Source organism: uncultured Limnohabitans sp. (assembly GCF_937889215.1).
In the GTDB taxonomy this organism is placed as follows: Bacteria; Pseudomonadota; Gammaproteobacteria; order Burkholderiales; family Burkholderiaceae_C; genus Limnohabitans_A.
Genome location: NZ_CALBEX010000426.1, coordinates 1 through 4,245 on the forward strand (window position 1 = coordinate 1; position 4,245 = coordinate 4,245).

A 4,245-nucleotide genomic window follows, 5' to 3' on the forward strand; every position below is an offset into this window, starting at 1 on the left:
TCTTAAGTCGTTTGCCACGAGTTCGAGCACAACGAATTGCTGGTGGCGGTAATCATGACACTAGGATCTTATTTTCTGATGGAAATACGCGTATCAAGATTGAAACGTGAGTGCGCTTCTAAGGTGTTGCGCTTCCCATGCATCCAGCTCTTGATCGTTTGCTGCGTATTCGGTCAGGGCAGCAATGGCCAGATCTGCAACGGCTGATTGTTTGTCGCCTTTGGACATGGTTGCCCAGTGCGCATCATCTGGGGCATTTGTGAATATTAATTCTCTGTTCATGATCTTGAGGTCAGTAGTCTTGAGGCGTCACATTGAATTCAGATGCTTGCCGATGCGGTCAAGTAGCTGATCGAAATCCGGCTGTCCTTGGTAGTAGAGCGCAGAGGATTTTTTGTATTCCCGAGCAAAAAGATCTCGCTGCCCAGAATCGTTCAGGGTGAAGGCTGGATTCTTGGCGATCACCAATTCATCACCAGACCGAAAGCGTTGCACTTTTCGGTCCTGATACGCCTGCTCCTGCATGAAAGCATTAACTTCGGTTAGATCGAGCAAGCAATACACGTCGTAGTAGTGGCGCAGAAAGTTGCCGGGAAATTTTTGAACCTCAGCTAAACGGCGGTACTTGGTCGAGATGGTTTGGAGCTTCTCGACGAACGTGTGTGTCGGCGCGTAGCAGGGCACGTCGGTGGCACGGTTGTCGACAACTTCAACGCCCCGGCTCATCACGAAATCTAAAGCCCAAGAGGAGATGGTGACAGGTCGATTGGGTGCGGTATCGTCGAACCCCAGTTCCAGCAGGATGCCGTCTTTCAAACCTGTGACGGTGGCGGCGCGGGGTGAGTAGACGAGCCGAATGCCTGCGCTGCGCATTTTTTCATCGTCAAAGAAGGTGTCCCGCTCAACACTGTCGATACCCGGGATGCGGATGCGTTTTGACAACGCGTCGTAATAAGCACGCCGCGAATCGATGTGCGCAGGTTTGTCCTGGTTGCGCCCTGTTTTGACATCCATGTCAGCAGGTGGCTCGATGCGGATGTCAATGTCTTCTGAGAAACGATGGATGACCCCGAAGCCTTTGGACAGCGAGGTGCCGCCCTTTAATTCGAACACAAAGCCTTGAGCCTGGAGTCCCCAGAGGCTGTGCATGATCCAGTAGTCTTTTTCGACCAGCATGGGGTCGAGTGCACGGTCGTTTGCGACAACCGCAAGCAATTGATCAAAGTCGCGTCGTTCGTGAAGAAAGTCAGCCACCGATCCACTCCCGAACGCGTTTGCGAGTTGCCATGTTGCCGTAGCTGTTCAATGCCTCTTGGAGTCGAGGTTGATTGAGAGACATCAACTTGTCGCGGGCCTGGCTGAGCACAGCGTCGCGGTCTTCGGCCAATTCCTCCAAGTTGTTCAGCAGGTCCACATACAGGAATTCGGAAGTTAGTTTTTTAGGGAAGCGAGGCTTTACTCGGAAATTAAACTGTCGGTTGCCCAGTTTGAAAACGCCATGACGTTTGTGGTTGTAGACCAGTGTGCTGTTGTAGAGCTGGGTGGTGCCCAGGCCCACCGTGTTGTATGACGACGGAGAAAACACCAAAAAATCCTTGTCACGCAGAAATCCTCTCACCACCTGTTCGTCAGTGGGTGGCAAGGGACCAAAGTTCGATTGCTTGGGTGCGTAGTAAAGCCCCTGAGCCAATTTTTTGAGCACCCCAGTGGACACCAGTTCATTCAGATGTCGATCAACTGCATTACTCAGGCGAGCAAGCTCTTCACGCCGATAGACACGGCCAGCTTGCAGCTCGTCCGCAAGGTGCGCTTTGGCACCCCTTAGGGGAGGCGTAAATAGTGTGGCAGCGGCTGACATAGAAGCTTTTTCATTGAAATTTCATGCATTTTAGCGCTTCTTGCCCGACGTGTCACCCCCCATGATTTGAGTGAATTGTTGGGCTGCGGACGCGGATTCAAGGGTGATTTACGGAATTGAACCGCCGTCCGCAATTCTGTAGAATTGGACGCATTCGATGGGGCGTTCCCTTTGGGGGACGGCGCTGAATTGGGGATTGTTCGCAGTAACTAGATGAGGCCTGCAGGGGCTACTCTGAGGCTGTTTGCGCAGTGGTTACACCCCACCACCAAACCCTGAAAAAGCCAGCCCTCACCGGTTGGCTTTTTTTTGCCTGTTGCCCCCATGGGGGCCTGCGGTCACCTGTGGCTCAAACGCCAAGCACGAACCCCTGGACAATGGCTTGGTGGACTGAGCGGCGCGGTGAGAAACTTGCGTGAGCTTTGGGCAATGCAACGGCAAGGATAGCTTCAATGACTTTGGCAATGACTTGGCAAGAGTGGGTGCAGCACGATGCGTTAGGGCTGGCTGAATGCGTGCGGCGCGGCGACGTGTCTCCTGCTGAGTTGGCGGCCCAGGCGGCGGCTGGCGCGGCCCGCATCAACCCGGTGGTGCACGCTGTGGTGGAGGTGTTTAACGACGTGGTGGCCGACCCGCTGCAGGACGGCATGGACCCGGCGGGGCCTTTTGCGGGCGTGCCGTTTTTCATGAAAGACTTGGGGCCCACCCTCAAAGGGCGTTTGCAGGAAATGGGGTCCTTGATGATGCGTGGCAACCGCGCCACGGCAGACACCTTCTTGACGTCGCAAATTCGGCGGGCGGGCCTGAACATCATTGGCCGCACCACCACGCCCGAGTTTGGCGTGTGCAGCTCGGCCGAAAACCCGGCCGTCTATGTCACGCGCAACCCTTGGAATCCCGAGTACACCAGTTACGGCTCTTCTGCCGGCACGGCAGTGGCTTTGGCGGCGGGCGTGCTGCCTTTGTCGCACGCCACCGATGGCGGCGGCTCGATCCGCATCCCGGCGGGGGCCAATGGCAACATCGGTCTGAAGCCCTCACGCGGGGTGTTCTCGATCGCGCCTGCAGCCTCCGACCTGACCGGTTTGGTCTCCACCCAGGGCTGCCAAAGCCGCACGGTGCGCGACACGGCCGCTTTTGTGGACCACTGCCGCGGCGGTGCGCCGGGCGAGTTCATGCCGTATTGGATGCCAGCCGAGCCTTACAGCGAATTGATTCGGCGTGACCCGCCGCGCCTGCGCATTGCGCTGTCGCACGAGTGGGGCGACTTTCGGGCGGTGCCGCATTTTGTGGCTGAACTTGAGCGCGTTGGGCGCTTTTTAGAAGGGTTGGGCCACCAAGTGGACTGGGCCTTGCCTGAAGTGGACTTTCGCGCCGCTTTCGATGCGCAGACGACGTGTTACATCAGCAACTTCGCGCAGACGATTTCGAACTTGCTTGCCCCTCGGGGTTTGGCGCGGCCGCCATCGGATTTGGTCGAGCCGATCAACATCAAGATCTGGGAGATGGGCTTGAACACCAGCTTCACCGAGCGCGCCCGCATGCAGGCGGTGTTCAACACCACCTCGCGGGCATTTGGACAGTTTTTTGAAGACTGGGACATCATCCTCACACCGATCACAGCCTTGCCCACACCCAAGCTGGGCGCAGTGGAATACCTGACCACAAGTGACAACGCCAGCGTGCTCGATTGGTTTGCCAACCTCTGGTGCAATTTCGCCTACACACCCCTGACCAACTTGTGCGGCATGCCCGGTATCTCGATGCCCATGGCGACGCAGCCAAACGGTTTGCCCTTGGGTATCCATGCGCAGGCCAAACAAGCCAATGACGGCATGTTGCTGCAATTGGCCGCGCAAATAGAGCGGGCAATGGGTGGCCAGTGGAACGGGGGGCGTTTGCCCCAGGTGCATGTGTGCCACAACGACGAGTACAGCGCCAGACTGGAGGTTTGAGTGCTGGCGTCAGACGGTAACGGTATTCATGCCATGTCGGACCTGAAGGCACCGACCTACGAAGACACTGCATGTCGGACCTGAGGGCACCGACCTGCGAGTACACCGCATGCAGGACCGTCACGGTCCGGCATGCGGGCCCTGCTTTACAGGCCAGCAGCCGCCTTCAGCGCCGCGGCGCGGTCGGTACGCTCCCAGGTGAAGTTGGGTTCATCGCGGCCAAAGTGGCCGTAGGCGGCGGTTTTGCTGTAGATAGGACGCAGCAGGTCCAACATCTGGATGATGCCTTTGGGGCGCAGGTCAAAGTGCTCGGCCACCAAAGCGGCCAGCTTGTCGTCTGAGATCACGCCTGTGCCTTCGGTGTTCACCGTGATGTTCATGGGGCGTGCCACGCCGATGGCGTATGCCACTTGGATTTGGCACTTCGTTGCC

5 protein-coding genes are annotated in these 4,245 nt (G+C 57.3%); 1 reads left to right on the plus strand and 4 read right to left on the minus strand.

All coding sequences use genetic code 11. The features are described 5' to 3' along the window. Positions 1–93: 93 nt before the first annotated feature. Genes Q0341_RS10880 through Q0341_RS10890 form a run of 3 tightly spaced genes read right to left on the minus strand, consistent with a single transcriptional unit; the run spans position 94 to position 1,858 of the window. Positions 94–282, minus strand: a complete 189-nt coding sequence (locus tag Q0341_RS10880; RefSeq protein WP_299513103.1) for a hypothetical protein — start codon at positions 280–282, stop codon at positions 94–96. A 27-nt stretch (positions 283–309) separates the two neighbouring features. Then, positions 310–1,254, minus strand: coding sequence for a nucleotidyl transferase AbiEii/AbiGii toxin family protein (locus tag Q0341_RS10885; RefSeq protein ID WP_299513105.1), 945 nt, complete (start codon positions 1,252–1,254; stop codon positions 310–312). Then, positions 1,247–1,858, minus strand: coding sequence for a DUF6088 family protein (locus Q0341_RS10890; protein ID WP_299513107.1), 612 nt, complete (start codon positions 1,856–1,858; stop codon positions 1,247–1,249). The genes Q0341_RS10885 and Q0341_RS10890 overlap by 8 nt, the downstream gene beginning before the upstream one ends. A 452-nt stretch (positions 1,859–2,310) precedes the next feature. Between Q0341_RS10890 and Q0341_RS10895 the strand changes: the two genes are divergently transcribed. Further along, positions 2,311–3,813: an amidase gene (locus tag Q0341_RS10895; RefSeq protein WP_299513109.1), complete on the plus strand. Its 1,503-nt coding sequence runs from the start codon at positions 2,311–2,313 to the stop codon at positions 3,811–3,813. Positions 3,814–3,959: 146 nt separating this feature from the next. Here the strand turns inward: Q0341_RS10895 and Q0341_RS10900 are convergent. Then, positions 3,960–4,245: methionine adenosyltransferase domain-containing protein (locus Q0341_RS10900; protein ID WP_299513112.1), on the minus strand; the 286-nt coding region annotated here is incomplete at its 5' end.